Annotated in this window: 21 protein-coding genes, 1 tRNA gene and 1 pseudogene; 14 read left to right on the top strand and 9 right to left on the bottom strand. The window is 50.1% G+C overall.

Annotation, left to right across the window (positions count from 1 at the left end):
• The first annotated feature begins 225 nt into the window (after positions 1-225).
• From AC0QH1_RS21890 to AC0QH1_RS21910, 5 genes are all read left to right on the top strand, one after another.
• Positions 226-1353: a glycosyltransferase family 4 protein gene (locus tag AC0QH1_RS21890; RefSeq protein WP_324633456.1), complete on the top strand. Its 1128-nt coding sequence runs from the start codon at positions 226-228 to the stop codon at positions 1351-1353.
• An 88-nt stretch (positions 1354-1441) separates the two neighbouring features.
• Positions 1442-2671: a glycosyltransferase family 4 protein gene (locus tag AC0QH1_RS21895; RefSeq protein ID WP_324633457.1), complete on the top strand. Its 1230-nt coding sequence runs from the start codon at positions 1442-1444 to the stop codon at positions 2669-2671.
• A gap of 518 nt (positions 2672-3189) precedes the next feature.
• Positions 3190-4293 (top strand): glycosyltransferase family 4 protein, encoded by a 1104-nt coding sequence (locus AC0QH1_RS21900; protein ID WP_324633458.1) that lies wholly within the window; start codon positions 3190-3192, stop codon positions 4291-4293.
• A 97-nt stretch (positions 4294-4390) separates the two neighbouring features.
• Positions 4391-5674 (top strand): nucleotide sugar dehydrogenase, encoded by a 1284-nt coding sequence (locus AC0QH1_RS21905; protein WP_324633459.1) that lies wholly within the window; start codon positions 4391-4393, stop codon positions 5672-5674.
• A gap of 6 nt (positions 5675-5680) precedes the next feature.
• A complete protein-coding gene (locus AC0QH1_RS21910) occupies positions 5681-6679 on the top strand; it encodes an NAD-dependent epimerase (protein WP_324633461.1) in 999 nt (332 codons plus the stop codon).
• Between the two features lie 299 nt (positions 6680-6978).
• On the opposite strand, the gene AC0QH1_RS21915 is transcribed toward AC0QH1_RS21910, so the two are convergent.
• Positions 6979-7051: transfer RNA gene (locus AC0QH1_RS21915), tRNA-His, on the bottom strand.
• Between the two features lie 153 nt (positions 7052-7204).
• Here AC0QH1_RS21915 and AC0QH1_RS21920 point away from each other — a divergent pair.
• From AC0QH1_RS21920 to AC0QH1_RS21930, 3 genes are all read left to right on the top strand, one after another.
• A complete protein-coding gene (locus AC0QH1_RS21920; RefSeq protein ID WP_324633462.1) occupies positions 7205-7567 on the top strand; it encodes a DUF4359 domain-containing protein in 363 nt (120 codons plus the stop codon).
• A 205-nt stretch (positions 7568-7772) separates the two neighbouring features.
• The gene (locus AC0QH1_RS21925; protein WP_324633463.1) at positions 7773-9326 is read left to right on the top strand and encodes a protein kinase domain-containing protein; all 1554 of its coding nucleotides are present in this window, start codon (positions 7773-7775) and stop codon (positions 9324-9326) included.
• 289 nt (positions 9327-9615) lie between these two features.
• Complete coding sequence (locus AC0QH1_RS21930; RefSeq protein ID WP_324633464.1) at positions 9616-9972, top strand: rhodanese-like domain-containing protein; 357 nt, start codon at positions 9616-9618, stop codon at positions 9970-9972.
• Between the two features lie 99 nt (positions 9973-10071).
• Here AC0QH1_RS21930 and AC0QH1_RS21935 read toward each other — a convergent pair whose 3' ends face one another.
• The 7 genes and pseudogenes from AC0QH1_RS21935 to AC0QH1_RS21965 all read right to left on the bottom strand — a co-directional run bounded on the left by AC0QH1_RS21935 (position 10072) and on the right by AC0QH1_RS21965 (position 16064).
• Positions 10072-11142 (bottom strand): GerMN domain-containing protein, encoded by a 1071-nt coding sequence (locus tag AC0QH1_RS21935; protein WP_324633465.1) that lies wholly within the window; start codon positions 11140-11142, stop codon positions 10072-10074.
• A 70-nt stretch (positions 11143-11212) separates the two neighbouring features.
• Positions 11213-11422, bottom strand: a complete 210-nt coding sequence (locus AC0QH1_RS21940; RefSeq protein WP_324633466.1) for a hypothetical protein — start codon at positions 11420-11422, stop codon at positions 11213-11215.
• 11 nt (positions 11423-11433) lie between these two features.
• A pseudogene (locus AC0QH1_RS21945) lies at positions 11434-12345 on the bottom strand (DUF4007 family protein).
• Between the two features lie 238 nt (positions 12346-12583).
• A complete protein-coding gene (locus AC0QH1_RS21950) occupies positions 12584-12766 on the bottom strand; it encodes a hypothetical protein (protein WP_324633468.1) in 183 nt (60 codons plus the stop codon).
• Between the two features lie 126 nt (positions 12767-12892).
• Entirely contained in the window at positions 12893-13612 is a 720-nt protein-coding gene (locus AC0QH1_RS21955) for a hypothetical protein (protein WP_324633469.1), read from the bottom strand.
• A 71-nt stretch (positions 13613-13683) separates the two neighbouring features.
• The gene (locus tag AC0QH1_RS21960) at positions 13684-14046 is read right to left on the bottom strand and encodes a DUF6876 family protein (protein ID WP_324633470.1); all 363 of its coding nucleotides are present in this window, start codon (positions 14044-14046) and stop codon (positions 13684-13686) included.
• Positions 14047-14114: 68 nt separating this feature from the next.
• The gene (locus tag AC0QH1_RS21965; RefSeq protein WP_324633471.1) at positions 14115-16064 is read right to left on the bottom strand and encodes a coiled-coil domain-containing protein; all 1950 of its coding nucleotides are present in this window, start codon (positions 16062-16064) and stop codon (positions 14115-14117) included.
• A gap of 370 nt (positions 16065-16434) precedes the next feature.
• Here AC0QH1_RS21965 and AC0QH1_RS21970 point away from each other — a divergent pair, with 370 nt between their 5' ends.
• Genes AC0QH1_RS21970 through AC0QH1_RS21980 form a run of 3 tightly spaced genes read left to right on the top strand, consistent with a single transcriptional unit; the run spans position 16435 to position 18591 of the window.
• Positions 16435-17190 carry a hypothetical protein gene (locus AC0QH1_RS21970; RefSeq protein ID WP_324633472.1) on the top strand — a complete coding sequence of 252 codons (756 nt, stop codon included), beginning with the start codon at positions 16435-16437 and terminating at the stop codon, positions 17188-17190.
• 11 nt (positions 17191-17201) lie between these two features.
• Positions 17202-17975, top strand: a complete 774-nt coding sequence (locus AC0QH1_RS21975) for a hypothetical protein (protein WP_324633473.1) — start codon at positions 17202-17204, stop codon at positions 17973-17975.
• A 4-nt stretch (positions 17976-17979) separates the two neighbouring features.
• A complete protein-coding gene (locus AC0QH1_RS21980; protein ID WP_324633475.1) occupies positions 17980-18591 on the top strand; it encodes a GNAT family N-acetyltransferase in 612 nt (203 codons plus the stop codon).
• Between the two features lie 247 nt (positions 18592-18838).
• Here the strand turns inward: AC0QH1_RS21980 and AC0QH1_RS21985 are convergent, their stop codons facing one another.
• Complete coding sequence (locus tag AC0QH1_RS21985; protein ID WP_324633476.1) at positions 18839-19081, bottom strand: hypothetical protein; 243 nt, start codon at positions 19079-19081, stop codon at positions 18839-18841.
• A 159-nt stretch (positions 19082-19240) separates the two neighbouring features.
• Here AC0QH1_RS21985 and AC0QH1_RS21990 point away from each other — a divergent pair, with 159 nt between their 5' ends.
• From AC0QH1_RS21990 to AC0QH1_RS22000, 3 genes are all read left to right on the top strand, one after another.
• Complete coding sequence (locus AC0QH1_RS21990) at positions 19241-19393, top strand: hypothetical protein (RefSeq protein WP_324633477.1); 153 nt, start codon at positions 19241-19243, stop codon at positions 19391-19393.
• A 150-nt stretch (positions 19394-19543) separates the two neighbouring features.
• Positions 19544-19822: a hypothetical protein gene (locus AC0QH1_RS21995; RefSeq protein WP_324633478.1), complete on the top strand. Its 279-nt coding sequence runs from the start codon at positions 19544-19546 to the stop codon at positions 19820-19822.
• A 539-nt stretch (positions 19823-20361) separates the two neighbouring features.
• Positions 20362-24749, top strand: a 4388-nt coding sequence (locus AC0QH1_RS22000) for a DUF4114 domain-containing protein (RefSeq protein ID WP_324633480.1), incomplete at its 3' end; no start/stop codon positions are given.

The following is a 24749-nucleotide window of genomic DNA, read 5'->3' on the forward strand; positions in this document are numbered from 1 at the left end:
AAAGGTCGATCGCTTGTGAACTTTTTGATCCTTATGCTCTCAAATAAAATACGGTCGAAGGAATCTGGTTGCAAGTTAAAAATTTTATCCGAATTATTTACCCTGTATGCACAATTTTTTATATAATTAAACAAATTTTACAAACTTTATTTAAATTTAATATTTTCGATCGTTATAATTTTAAAAACACGAAATTTTTGCACAACTGATTTAGGCTCGCTATATATGGCGAATATTTTACACATTCAAAAAGTCGCAGGCGTTGCCGGTTCGGAAAACCACCTGCTAACCTTACTTCCCCAGATCAAAAAGCACGGTTACGAGCAAACTATGCTAGTGCTGGCGGACTCAGAAGACCGTCCCGAACCTTTCATCGAACAAATGCAGGCTTCTGGAATTCAGACTCATCTAATTTCTATGTCGGGAGATATAGACCCCCTTATCGTGACACAGATAACACGCTATTTGAGATCCAACTCTTTTGACTTAATCCACACTCATTTATTTCATGCCGATATCTACGGTACTTTGGCGGCAAGATTAGCAGGGATTCAAGCCATTGTTTCCACGAAGCATGGTTTTAATCCTTGGCGTTCTCAAAAACTGTACGGTTTTTTAGACCGAATGGCTGCCCAATGGCAACAACAATTAATCATTATCTCTCAAGCGATCGGTGAATGGCTGGTGCAAACCGAAAAACTTCCCTCTCAAAAAATGCGGGTGATTCACTATGCCCTAGAAATGGAACAATTCCTGGCGGGAACTCAAGGTAATTCAGAACTGGTTAACCTTCCCAAACCGATCGTCGGCACAGTCAGCCGTCTGCTGCACCAAAAAGGCGTCCACGTTCTGCTTGATGCTTTTGCAAAATGTCTCGAACAGCACCCACAAGCTTCTCTCGTAATTGTTGGGGACGGGCCATATCGCACCAAATTGGAAGAACAAGCTCGTACCTTGGGAATTGCAGAACAGACTCATTTTCTTGGCTATGTCCATCAACCCAGACTAAGTGCCGTGGTGTCAGAGTTTGATATCTTTGCTTTTCCTACTTTTGGCGAAGGATTTGGATTGGTTTTGCTAGAGGCAATGGCTGTGAGTAAACCCGTCGTTGCTTCCAATGTTATGGCGATCCCTGAAATTGTTATTGATGGAAAAACGGGATTGCTGGTGCCCCCGGACAACGCTGATGCCTTAGCGCAAGCACTATTAAAGCTGATAGAAAATCCAAGTTTATGCCAGCAATTTGGCATAGCTGGAAGGCAAAGATTGGAACAAGAATTTACTGTAGAACGCATGGTACAAAAAACGATCGCCGTTTACGAGGAGGTGTTGGGAATTTCTAGCCAAAAATAAATAATATTGAACCCGGGAGAATCTTTTCCTCCCAATTCATTACTAACCGTCTGGTTTTCAAACTACCTTTAATAACTTCCACATAACCATGCTTTCTTCCTCTCCCTCCCCCCCCATCCGCGTGATGCGAATTATCGCCCGCATGAATATCGGTGGGCCTGCTACCCATGTCACCTTACTCAATGAAGGGTTAACTCGTCTCGGTTACGAATGTCTCCTGGTCACGGGAATGGAAACCAGTCGCGAAGGCACCCTGAAAGATGAATTCGCCGCCCGTCACCTCTCGATGGAAATCATTCCGGATCTGGGACGGGCCATCGATCCCCGTCAGGATATCGTCACCTTGATGAAACTCTATCGCTTGATGCGACAGTGGAAACCGGATATCGTCCATACCCATACGGCGAAGGCGGGGTTTGTGGGGCGACTTGCGGCGCGGTTGGCGGGTGTGCCTCTGGTGGTGCATACGTTTCACGGCCATGTTTTTCACGGATATTTCGGTCGGGCAAAAACTCGTTTTTTTATCGAGTTAGAGAAAATTTGTGCGAAGCTCAGCAGTCGCATTATCACCATTAGCGATCGCCTCAAATCGGAAATCCTCGAGTTTGGCATCACCCATCCCACCCACATCCAAGTCATTCCTTTAGGCTTGGAACTCGATCGCCTCAAAGCAGTCTCAGAAACAAATCGGTTTCGTGCCGAATTCGGCTTAACCCCCGATATCGGTTTAGTGGGTGCAGTGGGGCGGATGGTGCCGATTAAAAACCTGCATCTATTCCTGGATGCGGCGGCGATCGCCCATCAACACAACCCCAACCTCCGCTTTTTGCTCGTCGGCGACGGCGAACTGCGCGCGGACCTGGAAACCTACGTCCAACAACTCCATCTGGAGAAGGCGGTCATCTTCACCGGATGGCGGCGGGATTTGGCGCAAGTGTATGCGGACTTAGATGCGGTGGTGATTTCCTCGGATAATGAAGGCACCCCAGCTTCGTTAATTGAAGCAATGGCTGCCGGTTGTCCGGTGATTTCTACCCGGGTCGGCGGCGTTCCGGATTTGATCCGGGATGGCGACACCGGGCGTCTGGTGCCCCCGCGCGACCCCGCCGCCTTAGCAAACGCGATTCTCAATCGGTTTGCCGAGGCAACCCGTACCGCTGAAATGGCACAGCAGGCACAAACGCTTACGGTAAAAAAATATAACTCAGCGCGCTTAGTCACCGACATGGACGGGCTTTACAAAACTTTACTTCACCTGCCCCAGCATCGTCAATTGGCCACAGGGAACGCATCCGCATCAAAACGCAGTTCGTCTTGAGAACCCAGAAGGGTTAGTCTCTCTATCTAGGTTGTGGTGGGCAATGCCCAGCCTACAGAAATGAAGCCATCGTGGATTTACGGACAGGCAATGGGTGATTTGCGATATAAGTGAGAGGTTTGGACTGCATCTACCGGGAAATTACTGGCAATCGATTTATCTTTTGGGAGAAAAAAGTCACGGACTCTCTTCCAATGAGACGAACGAGCTATCATCTGGGTGCAGGTGTCAGAAAACTGGCTTCACAAAATTATCCCGAAAAATATAATGGATAGAGCGAGCCAGATGCCCAACCGGGGTGAGTTGAAACCATGCGATCGCGCCCACAAGGCACTTGGCCATCTGCCAACCTCGCAAACCTTTGTCGCGTAGCGCACAAGCCTAACCTGAAGATTGAATTATACCACACTCAAAGGGCAGAATCAATCTTTTTTTTAGATTAATTTAACCAGTTTTCTCTGACCCCCAGCCCCCTCACACCAGCCCAATTATGCAAAAGTACCAGCATGGGGAAAATTATGAACGAACATTGGCTGTTAACTCAGGGATTCATTCTCTCTGTCTCCCTCGCCTTAGCCGGGACTTATATCGCCCGCAATGCGGCAAATCGGTTTCGGTGGCTGGACAAACCGGGACGGCACAAGGCCCATCACCAACCGATTCCCGTCCTGGGCGGGATCGCCATGTATGGGGCATTTGTGGCCACGGTATTGATTCTGGACTCGCACTGGTTGCTGTCGGAGGGGTTGACCCTGGCGATCGCGGCCACGGTGCTCGCCGGCATTGGATTGTATGACGATTTGCGCGGACTCAATCCCCTGCCCAAACTCGCCGGACAACTGGTGGCGGCGATCGCCCTCATTTACAGCGGCATTTCCCTCCATCTCACCGGGATTGACCCCCTGGATATCGGCCTCACCCTCTTTTGGGTGGTGGGAATCTGTAACGCCATGAATCTCCTAGATAATATGGATGGTCTTTCCAGTGGCGTGGCGGCGATCGCCTGCCTCTGTTTCGGCGCGATCGCCTTCTCCCAAGGGCAGCTCCATGTCTCCGTACTCTGTGCGACTCTCTTCGGTGCCACCGTCGGTTTCCTGCGGTTTAACTGGCATCCCGCCACGATTTTCATGGGAGATGCCGGCAGTCTGGTCATCGGATTTCTGGTCGCCGCACTGGGGTTGATGGTGGTTTCCCCCACGTCGGAATATTCCTGGATCGGGTTAGTGCCGATATTCATTTTGGCAGTACCGATTTTCGACACCACCCTCGTAACCTTCTCGCGCCTGCGTCGCCAACTGAAAATTACCGATGGCGGTCGGGATCATAGCTCTCATCGCTTGGTGAAAATTGGCTTAAGCGTACCGCAAGCGGTGGCACGACTGTACAAAGTGGCCGGCATTTGTGGGGTTGTGGGAATGGCGATCGCCCTTAACCCATCCCCGGCGATCGCGCTACCGAGTGCGATCGCGATCGGCACATTGGCGATCGGGGCATTCTTCTGGTTCGAGCAAGTGGATCTCTCGGATACCGGACAATCCACTCTTCCCTTTCCCACTCCCGGTATCGCTTCTGAATTGAAAACCTTACGGTCTGCCCAAGTTTACGAAGGTTCGGAACTGTAACAGTTCCACCATTTCTCCAACTGCAATAAAGCGATCGTTTTTTTTCTGAGATTAGGAGCATCTACCTTTCCAACCCCCTATGTAATCCAGAAAAATCATGCAGGAAAAAATCGCGATTATCGGTCTCGGTTATGTGGGGCTACCTTTAGCCATCGCCATAGCCAAAAAATTCCCCAATCCCATTGGGTTTGATATCAATTCAAAAAAAATAAGCGACCTCAAACAGGGAATCGACATCACTGGTGAAGTCTCTGCAGATGACTTAACTGCCACCACACTCCAATTCACCAGCGACCCTAACGATTTAACCCACATTAATTTTTTTATTATCGCCGTTCCCACTCCCATTGATGCCAATCATTACCCGGATCTGACGCCGCTGATCCGTGCTTCGGAAATTGTCGGGCGCATGCTTCAACCCGGTGTGGTAGTGGTTTACGAATCCACAGTTTATCCCGGCGTCACCGAAGAAACTTGCGGCGCAATTTTAGCCCGAGAATCTGGTTTGCGCCAAGGCATCGATTTCAAATTAGGCTATTCTCCCGAACGTATCAATCCCGGGGATCCAGAACACCGACTGGAGACGATTGTCAAAGTGGTTTCCGGTGAAGATCCAGAAACCCTAGAACGGGTCGCCACAGTTTATGAAACGATTATTGATGCGGGGGTTTATCGCGCCCCTTCGATTAAAGTGGCTGAATCCGCCAAGGTCATCGAAAACATTCAGCGCGATTTGAATATTGCCTTAATGAACGAGCTGGCGTTAATTTTCGATCGCCTGAATATCCCCAGTCGCGAAGTGTTAGCTGCAGCGGGAACCAAGTGGAATTTTTTGCCGTTTAAACCGGGACTGGTGGGCGGTCATTGTATTGGCGTTGACCCCTATTATCTCACCGCAAAAGCGAAATCCGTGGGCTATCGTCCGGAAGTGATTCTCGCCGGTCGTCGCATCAACGATAACATGGGGCGCTATATCGCGGAGCGATCGATTAAACTGCTCAGCAATTACGAGAACGTACCCATGAAAAAAGCTCGGGTGGGGATTTTGGGGATTACATTTAAGGAAAATGTTCCGGATACTCGCAATACTCGCGTCCCGGATATCGTGCGCGAACTCCAAAACTTTGGCATTGCGCCTTTAGTTCACGATCCGATCGCCAATCCGGAAGAAGTCTCGCGCCAATATGGCATTACCCTCGCTCCTTGGGAAGAACTCTTCGCTCTCGATACCATAATTCTGGCTGTGGCACATCGCCAGTATTTAGAACTCTCGCCGAACCAATTAATCCGCTGCATGAATCCGGAGGCGATTTTCATGGATGTGAAATCGGCATTTGAACCCACTATTTTTCCCGAGAAAATAGTCTACTGGAGTTTGTAAGCGTTAATGAAACCTATTTTAGTCACGGGCGCTGCGGGTTTTATTGGCTTCCATCTGTGTCAACGGCTGTTGGCGCGGGGGGAAGCGATTGTCGGTCTGGATAATCTTAACGATTATTACGATGTGAATTTAAAACGGGCACGATTGGCGCAGTTGCAAGAAAACCCGCAGTTTCAGTTTTGCAAATTAAACTTGAGCGATCGCCAAGGAATGGCGAACCTGTTTGCCCAGTTCCAACCGGATCGGGTGGTGAATTTAGCCGCTCAAGCTGGGGTACGCTATTCTTTAACCAATCCTCACGCCTATGTGGATAGCAACCTAGTCGGCTTTACCAACATTTTAGAAGGCTGTCGTCACGGAAATGTAAAGCATTTGGTGTTTGCTTCTTCCAGTTCGGTTTATGGCGCAAATACCAAAATGCCGTTTTCCGTTCGCGATAATGTAGACTGTCCGATTAGTTTGTATGCAGCCACCAAAAAAGCCAACGAACTGATGGCACATACCTACAGCTATCTCTATGGGTTGCCGACTACGGGACTCCGTTTTTTCACGGTTTATGGCCCGTGGGGTCGTCCGGATATGGCATTATTTATCTTCGCGAAAGCGATTTTAGAAGGCAAGCCAATTCCAGTGTTTAATTATGGCAAGATGAAACGGGATTTTACTTACGTGGACGATATTATTACTGGGGTGGTGCGGGTTCTCGATCGCATTCCCCAAACCTCCGGGGCGAACCTTCACTCCCCACCGGTGGATGTGCCGTATAAAATTTACAATATCGGCAACAATCAGCCGGTGGAATTGCTGCGGTTTATCGAAATTCTGGAAGATTGTCTGGGTGAGAAGGCACAAAAGGAGTTTCTTCCCATGCAACTGGGAGATGTCCCCGCCACTTATGCGGATATTGAGGAACTGGAAGGGGATGTGGGGTTTCGCCCGACGACGCCGCTTGAGGTGGGCATTCCCCGGTTTGTCTCCTGGTATCGCTCCTATTATGGGGTGTAATCTCATCTCCGGTGGCGTGCCGATAAAACGCACTGGATGGAAATCGCGCCCGCCCGATCGCGCTTTCGCCCGCCGACGGGGGCTAATACCATTTTTCGATTGGGATGTTAGAGGTTGTCACAGTAGGACCTGGGTCACAGACGCGATAAATCGCGTCTCTACAAGCAAGAGGGGGAAGCGGAAACCTCTCTCACCCAATCGGTGAAAAACGGTGTAAATTCTGAGGTTCGATGGCAAATCGAATCGATAAAATAGAGACCAGGCACAAGCCCGGTCTCTATTTTGATTTTCAGATGGAGGGCGAACGACCGGATTCGAACCGGCGCATGGTGGAACCACAATCCACTGCCTTAACCCCTTGGCTACGCTCGCCATTTGGTTCATTTTTTACATTAGCATAGTCTGGCGATTCGGTCTACCCCTTTTGAAAAAAAATCAAATTTTTTTTGGGCGGGGGTGCCTGGGATGCGGAATTTACGGAAAAACTAGGGTAATCTAAAGCATAGAGAGTGGCACGCAGGTTCCATGAAAAATCTTAATGTAGTGGCCTCTGTGGCAGGGGCGGTATTGGTGGGACTAGGGGTGGCAATGGTGGTCACGAATCCCAGTCCGTCTGCTTATAATGACTATGCTACGGAACGGCTAACGGAATATTTAAAAGCAGAAGGTTGCGAAAAGGCGCTGCTCGGTCAGCGTCAGTGCGTCGCGGCGCTGGAATCGGCGCAACCTCAAATCGCCGAACTGATCCGCGAGAGTACCGAACGGCAAAATTTTCTGTTGTGGAGTGTCTACAGAACGGAGTTTTCTTTGCCGTTGCTGCCGGCTTACCAGTTTGAAACCGTGGGGGCGTTCCAAAGCTTCTACACCTATGAGTTCCAAAAAGATTAGCCTCGGGGTCTCTACCTGGGTTTATTACCATAGTTGTCTAATTTTGTCAAGCCTGCCGGGGAATTTCTAGGGGTGTGCCTCGCGATCGCGTCTCTGGTGGCGCGACCCTATCAACCCCGGCCAATTCCTATATGCTATGGAAATGACTAGCAGTTTTGGCTGCGGTTTTTAATATCAACTCTACAACAGGCAATTGTAAATCAGCATGAGCTACTGTGTCATGCCCGGATGTCCGCAACCGCAAAACCCGGCAACGGGGAAGGTTTGCCAATCCTGTGGCAGCAAACTGTTGCTGAAAGAGCGCTATCGTCCGATTCAGGCGATCGGACAAGGAGGATTTGGTCGCACGTTTTTGGCTCTGGATGAGGATATCCCCTCGAAACCGAAATGCGTGGTCAAGCAACTGTTCTTCAACCAAGGGCAGACGCGCCATATCAAAAAGGCGGAGGAATTATTCTACCAAGAGGCGGTTCGTCTGGACGAGTTGGGGCATCATCCGCAAATCCCCACCCTGCTGGCGCACTTCGAACAGAACCAATGGCTTTATTTAGTGCAGGAGTTTATCGCCGGACCGACGTTATCTCGGGAACTGAAAGAACGAGGGGCGTTTAAAGAGGCGCAGGTTCGTCAAGCGCTGGCGGATCTGCTGCGGATTTTGGCGTTTATTCACGATCGCCAAATTATCCACCGGGATATCAAACCGGCAAATATTATCCGGCGCACAGGTGCGGCGGGTGCAGGTGAGGGCCAGTTAATTTTAATCGATTTTGGGATTGCTAAGTTGCTCAGTGCCACGGCGATGATGCAAACCGGGACGATTATCGGTTCGCCGGAGTATATGGCACCGGAACAAACGCGCGGTAAGGTGGTTCCGGCAAGCGATATTTACAGTTTGGGGGTGACTTGCTTGCATTTGCTGACGGGCGTTTCGCCGGCCAATTTATACGACGAGGGTCGCGATCGCTGGATTTGGCGAGATTTTTTAACTGCCGATAAGCTCGTCAGCGCCGAACTGGGTCGCATTCTGGATAAAATGGTGCAAGCTGCGACGCGCGTGCGCTATGCCTCGGCGGCACAAGTGTTGCGCGACCTGGAGCCTTTGCCGTCCCCCGCGATCGCTCCTTCGCCGAGTCCCGCTACACAATCGCCCCCACGCCCAGTAACGCGATCGCCCTCTCCTCAGCCGGTTTCCCCAACTTCTGCCCCGGCACAACCGATAAAAACCTTCAAGCGGGCGATCGGCAATCTCTTCTCCCTGATGGCAGGTCAATCCACCCCGGACGAAACTCCCGATATTCTCACTTCAGAAGTGGGGATTGATTATACCAAATTGCGGGACTTGTTGGCAAGGAAAAAGTGGAAATTGGCCGACGAAGAAACTCGTGCCGCGTTATGTCAGGCCGTGGGCAAACCGCCCCGGGGATATCTGTTTGAGGACGATTTGGCCAAACTTCCCTGCGCGGATTTGCACACCATCGATCGCCTGTGGGTGAAATATAGCGATGCCCGGTTCGGGTTTAGCGTGCAGGCGCGCATCTACGAGGGATGTGGGAAAAATTACGGCACTTTCTGCGATCGCATCGGCTGGGTAACATACCGACCTGCAGTCCCCTATAAAGGGATAAAATTTACTCTCACAGCGCCAATCGGCCATTTGCCCTCCCGGGTCTGGTCTGGGGGCACGAAATGGTGGCGACATGCAGAAGCAATGGCGAATCGACTGGCTGAATGCGAAACTAACGAGAGTCAGCCCTCATAGTTCGGGTTTTCCCCGCGATGGGATTGCCCACCATCGCCTAGAGTTAAAACGAGCGATTGGCAGCCAATTGCGTAAGATCGCCTCCGAAAGAATCGTTTAAAAAATAGTCCTTGTCATGCGGACTATAGCCCGCTTCGGGCATGGCTACGCTAATACCTGCCCAGGCGCGATTTCAATCGCCCGGGTTTTATGGCTTTATTTCACAAACACCCTAGCCAATCATGCACAAAAGCGGCACAATTGCAGAGAAGAACTTGTTTTGTTTGCTCTTAACCTGTAATGCAAGCCCATGTCTCAATCTTTTGCCCGTCAACCCATCGACCAAATTACTGTAGAAGAACTCGCCGAACGGCTGAAAAGCGCGGAAACCCTGCAACTGGTGGACGTGCGCGAACCCAGTGAAGTGTCGATCTGCGCGATCGCGGGGTTCGATAACCTGCCGTTGAGTGAATTTGCCGAATGGTCCGGTCAAATTTACAGCCGCTTGGATCCGGAAGCGGAAACCCTGGTGCTGTGCCATCACGGTATCCGATCGGCTCAGATGTGCCAGTGGCTCAAAGCGCAGGGATTCACCGACGTTAAAAATATCGCTGGGGGAATCGATGCCTATTCAAAAATGGTAGATCCCTCGGTTCCTCGGTACTAATTTCGTCTTTCTCATCCCGAAAAAAGTTCGTTGTTGCCACGCAATTCTCCCTCATTTTTTGGGCGATCGGGCAACAACGAATCCCACAAAAAACGGGTATTATTCCAAACAAAGATTCCGTTCCGTATGCGACTTGAAGCAGTCGCCATTTTTATCGAGAATGGTGACAGCATCGACGGTAGAAAACTGCTGGAGAGTATTGCGGATGGCTTTTTTCATTTTTGCTTCTTGACCGACACCCCATGCGGTCACGGTGCGACAGAATTGCAGGGTGGCTTCGCCTCCTTCTGAAATGTCAATGGTAAAATTTTGGTTCCCGCAAATCGATTCCCCATCAAAGTTGATGAGGTCGATAAAGCCTTGCTGTTTTTCGTCAGGTTGCGGACCGGCAGCCAGTTGCTCGATCGCAAATTCAGCCACATCCACGCGATCGGTGGTGCGCCACACGGGTTGTACTTCGTTGGGGCGATCGCTCTGTTCCGAGGTCAGTGGGAAAAATACTTTCACCTGACGTTCGTCTTCCTCTTTTAAACACAGATTTCTGCCACTGAGGTCTTTAAAACAGTTGCCATATTGATTCAAGATGGTGACAGAATCAACGGTAGAAAACTGCTTGAGAGTCTTTTCGATCGCCTTTGTCATTCGCGCATCCTGTCCTACGCCAGCGGAAGGAACGGTGCGACAAAATTGCAGGGTGGCTTCCCCTTGTTCGGAAATGCCGATGGTGAAATTTTGCCCGCCACAATTCGATTCTCCTTGAAACTCGAAGGGGTCGGTTAACCCTTGTTGTTTTTCTTCGGGTCTCGGACCGGCAATCAGTTGCTCGATCGCAAATTCAGCCACATCGATGCGATCGGTGCTGCGCCATACCGGTTCGACTTCGGCAATTTGTCCGTCCCCGTCTGGAGATTCGGGAAAAAATACTTTCACCGATTTGAAATCGTTGTGGGTTGGGGCAGGATGATTCGCGGTGGCAGGCATTTGCGGCGCTTGGCTTTCTGCAGCAGTTCTAGCAACGTTTTCGGTGTCGGTTTGGGTGGTTGTGGCGTTTTCTCCAACCTCGTTGGTGGATTGGCTACAGGCGCTGACGCCCCCAACGGTCAGCAGTAAACCAAGAGAGAGTAAAATAGAGTGGCGGTGACTGCGCCGTTTTCGCTGGAAATTAGCCATAATGCTTATACCTTAGATTGTTAACTGACAATGGCTTCTGCTGTTGCTGGATAGCAGAAAACACCTAATTCTAGGTTAAACCCAGTGACGCGATCGCTACCAGCGCTGCCATCATTTCCGGGGTGAGTTGCACGGTATGCTTTGCGCCACTGACTTCGGTGAACTGAACGAGCGCATGACCTTGAGCGAGATTGATTTCGGTCAGGCTGCCGTTGCGGTGCTTCCAGGTGAGGCGAGTGCCAGACTCGAAAGTTTCAGTAGAAAATTCAGAATGAGACATTGTAATTGCTCCTAAACTATGGGAATTTCTTCGATAATATGGCGAGAGGGATCCGAGATTTTCACCTCCAGCCGATGATTCGCATTGAGGATTAATTCGATGCCTTCCGCTCGTTCCAAATGGTTGGCGATCGCATCCTCGGATAGCTTGAAAATTTGGCCGGGGCTGTTCGCTTTGTAGGTGAGTTCTGCGAGGGGGATTTGCTCGGTTCTGTGTCGAGCGGCATACTGCACGGTTGCCAACGCGATCCATTTGCTAGGAACGCGACGTTGATTGAACGCAAAGGAATATTGAGTATAAAATCCCTTCTTGCCAGAGCGCTTGAAATATTCGAGTTGAGTCGAGCGAATCAGTTTGAGCGGACTGAACAAACTCGCTCGACCCACAGCAAAACGTTTGGGGGGTTGGTAGCAAGTTAAAATTATCGCCAAATCTTTCTGCGCGGTGGCTGCTGAATTGCGCCGTTGGGTTTGGGTCTGGAGGAAATCAGCCAGTTGCGATCGCACCACATCTTCCTCAAACTCGCGCTGGTTCAACGGGTTAAAAAGCCACCACCACGCTGGCATCTTGCACGGCGGTTCCAATCCCTAGTAATGCAGCAGCCAAGGGGTTTCTGGATATTCCAAATAGGGGTCAAACTCTTCAAACAGCCAACGACCTCTAACAGTGGGCACCAAACTGGTTTGCCGATACTCTGCCAGCTTGAGAACCACCAACCAGTAAACGCTACTGGCAAATTGGACGCGACCGATTCCCAATTTAGCCGGAAGCTCTGGTCTGGAATACTCCAGCCCAGAGGACGCGATCGCATCCCACACCCGCCGCAACCGTAACGCTTCCGGATGCAATCCTTGGTGGCTCCCTTTGATATCGGCAACGTCAGGCAAAAAGTGAGTGCCTAAATTGAACTGAAGTTGTTGCATTTTAGTGCCCTCGATAAAACCGCAACCGCATCGCTAAACTAACAACGCCAATTAGAAACAGGTAATAAACAATCCAAAACATCGCGATTCTCCAGATCAATGCGAAATCAAGTTTGGGTCTTGTCTATCGACCTTTTTTTCTCGATTTTTTGTTCGAGTTTTGATTTAAGGTTTTAAAGTCTTCCTTGAGAGCCAGCATCACTTCTAATGCGTTTTTCTTGCGGTGTTTAACGCGCAGTTATCGCGCCGCTTGATGGGCTTCTCGCACTGAAGAATAGTCCGTCAGTTTCAAAAACACCGTGCCGGGTTTCAAGCCAACCAATTCTCGCAAATAAATGCAGGCTCGTTTGCCTTCACGCACCACCATTGTCGTCCAACGATTCAAATGCGGACTCGGATAATTTTTGGTAATAACTTTCATCTCTTCTCCCTCTTCCTCTGTGAGTGTTATGCGGTCTGATTTCCTGTGCGATTGGTGTCACTGGTTCCGGCAGGTCGGCAACCCAAGTAACACCAATCAGCAACGATAGAATTGCAACGTTTGGCATCAATTGTTTTGATACTTGTTAAGGAAGCGAGCCAGCAGCAAACTGAGGTAACTCATCACTTCCCGATCTTGGTTTTGGGTTGCGGCTGCTACTCGGCGTTGGGCGATGGTTATCGCTTCAGGAAGGTACGCATCCAGATAGGCGGTAATCGCTGCGATCGCATCTTGTTCTTGGTGCATTGACGCTTCCACGATTGCCGAGAGTTCTTTCGGTGAAGGTTGCCGGAATTCTTTGACACTTTGCATGAGCTTTTCAAAACCTTTCTTCGAGATTTGCTCTTGTTGTTCGCGAGTGAGTTTCGGTTCGGGATACGCATAGCTTTGCCAATTTTTCAAGAACTTTTTGATGTGCGAATACTGCGCCAACCACACTTGGTTTTGCTGTTGGTCGAGCAATAAACCGTAAGTTGGATAGCTATCGTCACTGCCTAAATCGCAGCCAATCAGGTGAATGGCTACGGCAAAATGGTCGATGAATGCGGAATAAACCCAGAACGAATTGGTATGCCCACCGCAGATATGCTCGACATAGCAATTGGTGGCTTGATAAGTCAGGCAAACGTAGCGCATTGAGGGTTTATTCGGCACCTGCAACGCCGCCAGCATTTTGGGTGGAATGCCAACAGGAACGAGCGTAATTTGAGGGATGCTCGTTTCGGGAGTCGGTGCGCTATGTTGCTGCCAGCCCGTCTCAAAACAGCTAATTTCTGATTGTTTCATGGCAATTTATTCAAGGTTGATGGAGCGATTGCCTGGGGAGACAACCGCCAGAAAATGTCGGGATGAAAGCGTTAGTATTCGCTCGGCAGCATCAACACGCCACCGCTGAGGTAAAGCTTGATTTCATCTAGGGGAAAGTCGGTGTATTCGATGTCTTGGCTCAGCACGGGGTCATCGGTGTCGCGCAGCAGCGTTAACGTGCCGCGCCCGTCGGACACCGAAAGTTGCCAGATTTGAAATTCCTGCAACATCTCGTCACCCGTCACTCGTTCGTCGCGTTGATAGGAGGCGATCGCATCAATCAGCCAATGCGCTTCGGCTGCATCTGCGAGATACTTGACGCCATCGGTATATTTGAACTGGTTGAGCCAATGGCGGTAGTAGTTCGTCGTGCCCTGGAATCGGGCTAAATCTGCTTGGGTAATCGGTTGCATAATCTCACCTCAATGTGAGTGTTATCCACCGCGAGAGTTTCACTATACCGTTCTCACTCTCACTTTTACTATCCCTCTTGATGCCGTTGCATTTGACCCAACGGCGACGATGCCCAGTCCAACTGCTCCTTGAGTTTCTGATTCTCGTGCTGCAATTGGTTAAACCGTTCGGTCATTTGCTGCAACTGCTGGTGCGTTTGGTGCAGCTTGAGGGTGCTGTCGGAAAGCTGCTGCTGAGTGCGCGACAGGTCAGGGTTGTTCGCGGGGTCTTTGTACTGCGCGATCGCAGTTTGCGCTTCCTTCAAAAATTGTTGCAATTGCTCGATTTGAGATTGTTTTTCATCGGCGATGCGCGAGATTTTTTCCTTAACTTGCGCTTCGGTGAAATAGTCGTCGGCGGGCGGCAAGAACGCATCCACAAGCTGCATTTGCTCGGCGTAACAAGTCACGAGGTATTTCTCACCAGAGAACCGCACTTTGTAGCGATTCAGAGTGTCGTCACTGAGCGGCAGTTGCAGGATTTGACCGATGCGATCGCGATATTTGGGAGTGTCATGTTTCACGACGCGGACGTAGGTGCCAACGGTTAGCTGTGCAGGGTCAACGGGTTTTTGTTGCTTGTTGTTAACAAGAGCATTTTGAGCTTCTGCTAACTGCGCTTCCAAGGACATGACTTTAGCCACCAACGTGGAATTGTCGGTGTATTTCATGCTGCGCTCTTTGGCGGCCATCTCGGAGGCCAACACCTCGTAGCGCTGCTGCATTTGTTCGAGTTGGGCGCTGAGTTGTTGGTTTTGCTCGGCGAGTTGCTCCAGCACGGAATCGGATTGCGCCATCTCGAATTCCTCAAGCTGCCGTTCGAGCAGGTGGATCCGCAGGTCTTTCTGGGCGCTCTCCTGAATGAGTTCTTGCAGTTTCAGGTTTTCGCGTTCGAGGCGATCGCGCTGGGCTTGCAGTCCGTTGATAATGGCCGCCGCTTTATCCGCTTCCTTGAGTTGGGCGGTGAGGTCGCGCACCTGCCGTTCGAGTTCGACGAGGCGATCGCTCTGCTGGGGTTGCGCAATGGTGGGCGCGAGTTTTTGCAGTTGCAGTGCTTTTTGGACGTGGCGGTGCTGGCGGATGACCTCGCCTTCCTCTGGGGCATCTTGACGAGCTAAGTTCTGAACGCAAGACCGGAACTGCTCGGATTCGGCGTCATCCAGTCCCAACCCGCGCTCGATCCAACTCAGGCGATCGTCATCGATCGCATCTTCAGGGGCGGCACTGTTGGCGATGAACGAGGCGATGGCTTGGGTTTGCTGGGTGGGTCGGGTGCTGCGTTTGGGAGCCAGCAGCTTGGAAACGTCCCAATCGCTCAGGTCGCCAATCGCTTCAATGAGGTAATCGGTTAGCACCACCGGGTTCTCGTAAACGTGGGCGAGTCGTTCGGCTTCAGCCTTGAGCGTGGCGATCGCATCGTCGTTCGCGTCAAAGGTCTTGACAACGAGTTCCCAATCTGCATCTGTGACGGGCTGACCCAGCACGATGGATTTGCTCCGGGCTTGGCGGATGCTGTTGACGGTTTGCTTGCCTGCTTTGAGGAGTTTGACAAGCAGGTGGTCGTCAGAGATTTTCGTCAGTTCCTTGAGGGCACTGACGCTCCAGGACTGCACGGAGTTGAGGATGAGGCGTTGGATGCGTTGGCGCTGCGAGTCGAACCATTCGGAAATTTGGATTAAGGCTCGCGCCATCGAGTTGGAGCCACCGAAATCGGAAGAATCCAGCCAGCGATCGAACAGGTGTTCCCCTTCAGTAAGGCCGCGTTCCAGGCAAAGTTGGTGAAGAAGGTGCCGGAAACTGCGACCGATTTCGAGGCCAGTCACGAAGGTGTGGCGGACGTAGCCGAGGAACTGGGAAAGAGTTTGCTGAGCTTGGCGTTGCAGGATCTCCGAGCCGAAACTGGTGTAGTCGTACTCGAAGCGCAAATCAAGCGGAAGCTGGCTCAACGCTACAGCCGTAGCGGATTTCGCAATGCTCATGGTAGTTTGGAAATAGTAATTTAATTGGTTGAGCGGGATAGTCCCCGCTTTTTTTGTGAGTCAAGCGTTGCAAACAATTAACTCGCAATCTGAGAGAATCCCTCAAACCGGGAATCAATTATGCAAAATACGAAAAGCGCAAAAAGCACTTTTTGTTTATGGCATAATTTTAGACGGGAAAGGTGCAAGTGTCAATAGCCTGAGAAACGGGGAAACCAGAGTGCTTTCACCCTGCTTCGGCAAGAGCGCGGTGCAGTGGCGAATGTTAAGAAATTAGAAAGATTTACCACCGATGTGCTTTTAGCGCTTTGCGTTTTTAGCGAATTGTGGAGAGAATGAGGGTGAACAGCCGTTTTTGCCCTTGTTTTTTGTGGAGTCCAAAGAATCCCAACAGCAACGCCTTCGCGACTTGCTCAATTACCTTAGCGATCGCATCCACCCGGGCGATCGCACTCCTGAAGCTGCGTTGTTGGCGTACCTGAATCGATTCGAGCCGGTGACGAGCGCGAGTTCTTTGCGCCGGTGGTTTCTCGGTCAGCAGTTTCCTTGGGTGTCGCGTCGTCCGCTGTTGGCTCGCGCGATCGGTGTGGAGGCGGCGGCATTGGAGAGCTTTTTGCTGCATGGCGTCCCGGAAACGAGCGAGTTTCTGGCGGCTTTGCCCCCGATTCCTCCAGAGTTCACCACGCCGCAACGGTGGGAGGCCAGTGTCGATTTGGATTCCGAGGTGGCGGTGCAAAGTGCGATCGAACAACTCAGCGAGCATCTGTCTTTGGAGGGGTTAATTGACACCATCGATGCGCTGCGATCGCTTGCCCGAGACCGCGCCGAACGATTGCGATCGCAAGCCGGTTCGGAGTCAGCGCGGGTGACGATTTTGGGAGATTCGCTGCCCACGATTGCGGAAGTGTTGCGCGATAAAAACTTGGAAAAAATTGCCAGTCTGGTGGATTTGCCGTTGCATCGGCTGAAAGCGATCGCCCGAGGAGAGGAACCGGCTTGCACTGAGGTGACGTTGCTGGCGGCAGCGCTGGGGATTCCGGTACAGCAGCTAGAGCAGATGCGGCAAAAACAGTTTGGGGACAAGTCCAATCATTCCGAAGATTGCCCGGAAAATTGCCATCGGTAAGGAGGTGTAGTGTGGAGCATTCGATTTGTTCGCCGTTGTTTCCTAGATGCGTGGGGTTGGGTATCAAGGGAGATACGCTCCAGGTGCGCGTCGGCAGTTGGGATGAAGCGTGGAAGCTGAATCAGTCTTATCTGCCTTACTTGACCAATTTGGGAAAATGTTTTGGCAAGAATGTGGTGGAACTCGTCCACAATACTCCCAACAAACCGTTCATTCCCATTTGGGTGGAAATGTCAGTTAGTCCGGGCACGGCAACGGTGGAAGACTCGCCCCAAAATATTACTGCAAAAGATTTCCAAGCTTTTCAACTATCAGAATCAAACGCAAAAAAACGCAAAAAAAATCATAGGGGAGGTCAAACCAATATGCTATCTTTACAACAAGTTGCAGAGTTGGCAAATCATTCTGGCGAATGCGATGCAGAGTTAGCGGCGCTGGCTTTGGGCGAAAAGAATATCGCGACCTGGATTATCGACCAAGCCACCCAAGAAGTGCTGTTAGCCAATCGGTTTGCGCTCGATGCCAACTGCAAGCCGCCGCGAGAAGTGCTGGCGAAGGATATCTCGGCGTTGTGGGAGGAAGAACCCCTGCGAGAGTTGACTGATTTGGTTCACCGGGATACTCTCGTGCGCGAGCATACCAACCGAGGCTACCGCTGGCATAAAGAGCCGGGTACTGAGGTGTGGCTCCGCAAAAAGCACGATTTCACGGTGGACTACGCGGAGGTGGATTTCCTCGGTCGTGTCTGCCGGTTTGAAATCGTTAAGGAAGCGATGCCGGTGTAGGCCGATGATTGCCCGTTCGATTGCATGGATAACATTGGATGGCGATCGCTTCCAAGAAAAGCTGGATGAGTTGGTCGCCCTCTACCGCGCTGCGTTCGCCGAACCGCCTTCATGTCAGTGGTGGACGCGGCGCTCGGTGGCAGAAATGTTCGATCGCTACTTCCAAACCGGAACCGTGCTGGGGGCGTTCGAGAATGAGCGGGCGATCGCTTTTGCAGTAGTGCAACCGTTAGCCTGCGCTTCCATCATCGGTCAGCCCACTTGGATTGAAACCGAACAACAATGGCGGCGGCTGGACTGGGAGTTTTTAGCTCAGTTCGGTTTGAGTCCCGATTGCGCTTACTTGGCAGATTTATGTGTGGCAGCCACTCACCGGCGACAGGGAATCGCCACTGAGTTGGTACGTCTGGGATTGCGGCAGTATCCCGAAAAACCGATGCTATTGCGGGTGAGCGAGTGCAAGACGGAAGCGATTAGACTCTATGAAAAGCTGGGGTTTGTGGAACTGCCAGGACTCGAACAGCAGCCGGAATATCAACACACTGATGGCACTCTGAAAGCTGAACCGAAATTGTTGATGGTTCGCTCTGCGGTTAATTTGAGTGCGCCCTCGTGATGAGTGCGATCGCTTCCCTAACCCCAGCGGGTGAACGTGAATGAAATTTTGCTTAGACCCACCGGGCAGGTCAACTGAGGCGAGTGCTGAGGAAACTGCAAAGTCTTGCAGGTTGTCGCCGGTGATGGTGGGAAGAGGGAGCCAGTTTTTTGCCGTTGGATCGGGGTGAACACAAGTCGGTGTATTTATAAGGAAAGCATTTTTTAGGGGACTTCTGCTCACCCTGGGAATGCTTGCTCTGATTGGGTTACAGCGATTTAGCAGAAATTTGTTGCACCATTGGCTGAGTGCGGCGGGGATGTTGGCGAAAGGGATCCGTGATTTGATGCGATCGCGTTCTGGTTATTGCGATGCGATCGGCGGCACCAATCTGGGTGTGGAGCCATGACTGAGATGCGATCGCCTGTTGGATGCGATCGCGTTCGGGTAGTTGCGATCGCGTTGTTGCTGCTGCGAGCGATCGGCGGCACGAATCTGGTTGTGGATCCATGAGTGAGTTAGGCGATCGCATTCTGGTTGCCACGCTTCAGGATCCAACATGACAGCTTTGAGGCAGGGTGAACACAAGTCGGTGTATTTATAAGGAAAGCATTTTTTAGGGGACTTGTGTTCACCCTTGAAGTTATTGCTTTGACTGGGTTTCGGGGATTTGACGGAAATTTGTTGCACCATTGTCGGGGTTGGGACGATCGGCATAAATGTGGTGATGGATCCGTGCAATGGCGATCGCGTTCCCGTGCGATCGCGTTCCCGTGCAATGGCGATCGCTCTCTCGTGCCTGGATGCGTTGGGGCAGGGGTGAGCAGATGTCGGGTTATTTATAAGCAAAGCATTTTTCAGGGGACTTCTGCTCACCCTGGAAATGCTTGCTGTGGGTGGGTTGTAGTGATTTGGGATTCAGCGCACTAGCTGGAGCGCAATATCGGGCGCGAGCGAGACAGGATGAGTTGCGATGCGATCGGATTCTCATGTTGCCATTTTCAGTTCCTGCTGGTGTCGTTGTTGGCAAACTTGGGTGGGAATCGTCGCAGGTAAAGAGAAACTAAAGCTGGCTACTGGCAAACATTTCACGGTGGGATCGCATGGGGGCGATCGCATTCTGGTGGGCGATCGCTTACGCAATCAAAATCCTTCGTCAATGAAAGCGACTCCAAGAGCGCTAACCTCACCCACTTTTTCAATCGAGTCGTTCCTCTCTCGTCAACTCCCCCAACTCCACAGTCGCGATTAAATCACCCTTTTCTCACTCATTGTGTATCCTGCATCACTTTTCAGTATTATTACTCAATAAAAATTGACCGAGCCAAAATAAAAATAGTTTTCCCTCACTCTTTGCCTTAACTTGAAAGAATTAAAATTCGCCTCAATTCCCCAGCCCGTCAAGAAAAATCTATCAAATTAATTGCTAAAACCGCCCCTGTTTTCCGTAAAATCACTGAGAAATTTACACCGCCGTGACGAAAACCTCTCCAAAATTCCCAAAAAACTTCAGTAAAATTGCGGATAGTAAAAACCGAATAGAGTTGTTAAGGTAGTTTTCAAGCGATTTCAAATTCACTCAGGGCATCCTACTTTTTATTTAAAAAAGACAGGACGCAGCACCATCTAAACCCCAATCATGGATGGCAACTCGTCATGCCAAATTTAAACAATGAATCTTTATTCCCTGACTCCCAGGGAGACCCTTTACTATTCGGGTTGGCTGACCAGCCCGCAGACCCATTTAACAACCCAATAAAACCCTTAGAATCTCCGTCAACTGGCAGCGATTTGCCCCGCATAGATTCCCCTTATGAAGTCGGGAATGCCGAGCTTTCAGACCCAGGCGCGGTGAATGGGGTTAATTCAGGCAACCTCCCCAATTCTCATCAAAATTCTGCAATCGATCCCCTCACCGGCGAACCACTTGCCTCCCTCCAAAATACCGACTTCACCTCCGGAACATTCCTCGTTGGCAATCCCGGAAAAGTTAGCATCCAATTCCTCTACGATGGAGGTGCTTACAAAAGTGAAATTGGCATTTTTAGTTTGACCGGGATGGAAACACTCATCCCCGGAAGTGCAGAATTTATTAAAGAAGCCGCCAAGCGAGCATTAAGTCATTCCGAACAAGGTTACATCGTCATCTCTGATGCCACCGAAGCTGCCAAATTTACCGGAGACTTAGGAGAAGTCAACAATTTTAATCGAGGAGAAATCTCAGAAAATCAAACTTTCTCCATGCAGCCTGGAGATAAATTTGGCATCATTCTCGTTCCTAATGGAACGATTGAAGAAGTCCAAGAAAATCCCGAAATAACTGGGAACAAACGACCCTTATTTTCCCTCGCCACCGCCAATCCATTAGATGCCTTTCATGTGGGACAAATTGCCGACGTCACTGGAGAAGGCAACCTATTTGTCATGGAAGATTTGCGAGTGGATGTGGGAAGCGATCGCGATTACAATGACCTCATCTTCTCCCTCTTTGGAGCCACCGGAACCGTCACAGTTCTTGATGAATTAATCAATCCTAATTTAGATTGGCGCACGACTGACACTGCTCAGGAAATCATCACTTACGTTCAAGAACAATCCGCTTTATTCCAACCGACACATCAGAGCGATTTAGAAGAAGTTTCAGAAACAACGAACGCATTAGAACCGAGTAGTGAGGAAATAGCGCAGTCCGATTCAACCCTTGACATTGATGACACTGACAGTGGAGTAGAATCCACCTCAATTGCCGAACCAACTAAATCAGAAACTATTTTTTCTGACGAAACAATAGTTGAGCCAACTGAATCCACTTCAAGCCTCGAAGAAACTGAATCAAAAACTTTCTTACTTGACGAGACCAACAACGAAATAGAATCCACCTCAGTTTCAACCGATACCTCACCGTCAATTGTTGGCAACTCCGACACATCCAATCCAACAGAATCCACTTCAGTTTCAACTGAAACATCTGAACCAACCGAATCTTCTGATGAAACTTACTCTGGAACGGACTCCGACACAGTTGAACCGACCGAATCCAACTTAGAAACTTCCTTCTCAATTCAGTCCGATTCCGATACAGTTGAGCCGACCGAATCTCCTGATGAAAGCGGCGAACAACCAAAATCTAACGCCACCGAATCGGATGAGGATATACTGGGTGAATCTACCGCTTCGTCCGAATCAAGCAACTCAGTTGTCTTAGAAGAAACCTCTGACTCTTCTGAATCTTCCCTCAATCCCACAAAAATTACTTCTTCAGACATTTCCACCGAAACTGAATTGAACTTAGATGAAAGTACATCTCTCCATTCATCTGAGTCAGACTTAGTAACCTCTACAACTCCATCAGCTTCAACGGAATTTATTATCGATACCCCTTCACAATCTAACTCATCGATAACCAAATCGTCAACAATAGAAACCGCACCAGTGGTTCTAGAAGATGGGGAATCGCCCTCTTCTAACAATTCTATCGCCATCAACGTCGTTGCTCAAACTGTAGCTCCTCAAATCGAACCGACCTTCCCTAACTTCTCTCAAGGGGTTTTCCTCGTAGGAGAAACGGGTTCGATTAACATCGAATACATCTTCGATGGCGGCTACTATCAAAGCACGGTGGGTTTGTTCAATATGGCTGGACTCTCGGAGTATGAATGGGGGTCTCCTGAATTCTTCCAAGAAATTGCCAGACGTTCCCTGTCCAATTCTGAGGAAGGTTACGTTCTCCTGGACGACTCTACAGAAGCAGCCAAACTCGATGGAAAATTAGAAGAGTACAATTGGAATCGCGGCATCAAACAAGGAGAGAAAACTTTTTCTTTACCTGAAGGAACCGAGTTTGGGTTAATTTTAATTCCCGATGGCTCTCTGCAAGAACTCTTTGACAACCCGCAAGCAACTGGGAGCAAAAAACCTTTCCTTTCGTTAACTCCCACTGACCCCGAACGCGCGTTGCATCAAACTCAACTCGTTGATGTTACTGGAGATGGAAGCTTATTTGCCTGGGAAGATTTACGCTCCCCTGGAGGAGATACTGACTTTAACGATATCACCTTCAAGATGTCTGGTGCTACCGGAATCGTGACTAACCTGTATGAAGTGATTGCTCCGGATTCAGATTGGCGCGATTCTGAGGTGGGACGGGAAATCCTCAATGAAGTTCAGATAGAACCGCCCAATTCAGATAAAGAACCCCCGATAGTTACAGCACAATTGTTCTCCGACAATAGTGGCAACGAACCCTTCAATCCAGTAGTACGAGGAAGTATTACCGATGCCAGTCCAATTATCCGGTTACGGGCTGGATTTGATGAAACTCCAGTAGAGGAATTTGTCGATATAACTGCATACTTGCAAGCCGATGGAAGTTTTGAGTTAGACCGTCAGACTTTAGAACAAATATTGGGAAATTCCCTGGCTGGAAACAGTCACGTACTCCACTTAATTTCCGAAGATGCGGGCAGATTAATGGGAGTCAAGGCCATTCGGGTCGGTAATTTAGTCCCAGAAAACGATGCAGAATTGAATCAGGCACTAGCTGAATTTTATGGGTTAGACCCCTATCCCGACAGTCTCACTCTAGTCGCCGGAACCACTCGACAACTCTCCCTCACCATTAACGAGTTGGAATCACGACCCAATATCACCGCCACAGAAACCGGAACCCGCTACTTTGTGAGCCATCCGGACTTGCTGGAAGTGGATGAAGATGGCTTAGTCACCGCACTCGATGAAGGAGAGGCCACCATTACGATGATTCATGGAGCGCAGATGGTGACAATACCCATCTCAATCCAGAAACCCTTAGCCGGTTCCGTGACATTGGGAGAAGAAGGGGGAGTCGTTGAAGCCGTTGATGGCTCACTGGTGATGATTCCTCCCGGTGGGTTAGAAGCCGAAACCGCTGTCAGTCTCACCCCCTTACTTCGAGAGTCTCTCTCACTACCCCTACCGGAAAGTTTGGATTTAGTGGGTGCCTTCAGCTTGAATTTAGGTGATGAACCCCTCACTCAACCCGCTCAACTGGCAATTCCCGCTCCTGCTGGTTTGTCTGCTGGTAGCGAAGTGTTGTTCCTGCGAAAAAGCTCCCTCCCAGATGAAACCGGCACATGGAATCCTACTTGGTCGATTGAAGAAGCAGGTGTCGTAGACGAAAAAGGCACCATCCGAACCACTTCCTGGCCGTTTAATGGGATTTTAGCCAGCGGTCAGTATGCAGTGTTGACATGGCCTTCTGCCGGGTTAGGCACTTTAGGATTTGTTGAAACCGGAATCTCACAAATCACCGCTAGTCAATTGACAACTCGCACCGTTGGAGGAATCAACTTAGCTGGCAACCTGAGTCTCGCAACTAGCTCTTTTATCGCCCATGCGGGGTGGTTCAGTGTAGCCGCTCTAACATACGGTCAATTCGTTGCCACAACCTACCTGTTGGCTTACTTAGCTAAATATCTGCAAACCGACCTCGAAATCATCGGCATTCCCCAAGTCGGTTTACCTGTAGTCACAACAGCCGGAGTCGAACTCACCGCTGAAGGAATCCCTTCTGTGACCGCAGTTCTGGATACCCCACCACCTGGACCTGCTGACCCACTGGCACCACCCGTTCTGCAACAAGCAGAACTCACGTTTAGTAATAACGAACCTGTTGTTGTCCTCAATGGGAGTAATTTCCTCAACGATTTCAATGATATTGGCAGTTCGTTTGAAGACTTGGCGGTGGAGTTTCGAGTGGGAGATAAATCCTATCCCGGCATTTTAATCCCCGAACGCTCTGTTGAATTGGGAGACAATCGCTATGAAATTGCCATCAAAGTTCCCAATATAGTGGTTCTGGGCGAAGCTGAAATCGTCTTAATTCGACGACAAAAAGAACAGATGAATCCACTACCAACGGATTCGGAAATTGTCGAAAAAGAAAGCACCCCAATCCAGTTGACTCCCACTTGTGTGGAACTGGCTTTAGTGGCGAAAGAAACAGCCGATGCGATTGGGATTATCAATGCCCATGCACCCGAATCAGTAATCGAAGCAGGCAGTAGCTCAGATTTATTGCGTGCTAACATTCCCGTAGGAACACCAGACCGGGAAGATAAACCCGTAGAATTGGTAGCCACCAACAATGCAACGCGAGCTTATGTGTTGTTACAAGAATCAGGTCGCGTGGGGTTAGTAGA

This window comes from Phormidium sp. CCY1219, from assembly GCF_055795085.1.